This is a genomic window from Burkholderia sp. AU4i (assembly GCF_000466765.1).
Taxonomy (GTDB): Bacteria; Pseudomonadota; Gammaproteobacteria; order Burkholderiales; family Burkholderiaceae; genus Burkholderia; species Burkholderia cepacia.
Genome location: NZ_ASSI01000407.1, coordinates 1 through 1,032, shown reverse-complemented (window position 1 = coordinate 1,032; position 1,032 = coordinate 1). Strand labels below are relative to the sequence as shown.

The 1,032-nt window shown below is 73.0% G+C and carries 2 protein-coding genes; both read right to left on the bottom strand.

Features of this window, described 5'->3' with window-relative positions:
- Positions 1-14 precede the first annotated feature (14 nt).
- Entirely contained in the window at positions 15-257 is a 243-nt protein-coding gene (locus L810_RS43075) for a hypothetical protein (RefSeq protein ID WP_021164348.1), read from the bottom strand.
- Between the two features lie 198 nt (positions 258-455).
- Positions 456-1,032: type III pantothenate kinase (locus L810_RS43070; protein ID WP_042978439.1), on the bottom strand; the 577-nt coding region annotated here is incomplete at its 5' end.

Below are 1,032 nucleotides of genomic sequence, written 5' to 3'. Positions count from 1 at the left end.
GCGGCCGGGCGCCGTCAGGGCGCGGACGCCGCGAGCGGGGCGGTCGTGACGGCCGGCGGCGCGATCGGGCCACCGACGACGGGTTGGTCGGTCGCCTGCGCGAGCGGCGTCACGCGCAGCGCATCGGGCCGGACCTGCCGCGACAGCACGCCAGGTTCGCGCGGGCCGGCCGACGGCAGCGGCCCGAACACGCCGCGCGCCAACACGAACGCGAGCATGTTGGCGAGAAAGAGAACAGCGATCAGCCAGCGCAGCATCGTCGAACCTCCCTGTCGTTATCGACGTCGTTCACGTCATTCAGTCGAGCCGGCCGCATGGCCGGCTTTTTCATGGCTTCCGCCGGTCGAATGCACGGGCGGTTGCAGCTGCCCCGCGCGTACCGCTTCGTCAGCGTGCCGCATGTCCGTCTGGACCCGCGTCCGCCATGCACCGGCGCGATGCCGGCGCCGGTACCGTCAATCCTGCGCGGCTTCGGCCGCAATCAGCGCGAGCCCGGACAGGATCAGTGCATCGTGCCGCGTATGCGGCACCGTCAGCGCGCGTGCGACGTCGTCCGCCGCGCCGCCGGCCAGCACGAGCCGCACGGGTGCGTGCCACGCGTCGGCAAGGTCGCGCCACGCGCGTTCGATCAGCCCGGCCTGCGCGTACAGGCAGCCGGCCGACAGCGAGCGCGGCGTATCGACCTGGAACGGATCGGCCTGCGCACCCGCGAGCAATCCGCTCGCGATATCGGTGGTCAGCGTCGGCAGCTGCGCGGTGTGCGTGCCGAGCGCGCGCATCATCAGCGCCCAGCCCGGCGCGATCAGCCCGCCGGTGAAGCGGCCGTCCGCGCGCAGCGCCTCGAGTGTCGTCGCGGTGCCGAACGTCGCGATCAGCAGGTGCTCGCCCGGAAACGCCGCGTGCGCGCCGATCAGGCCGGCCCAGCGGTCGCTGCCGAGCTGTTCGGGTGTCGTATAGCCGTTCGTCACGCCGCATTGCGTGTGACGCGAGCGTATCGTCGTGCGCGGCAGGCCCGGCCAGCGCGCGTCGAGC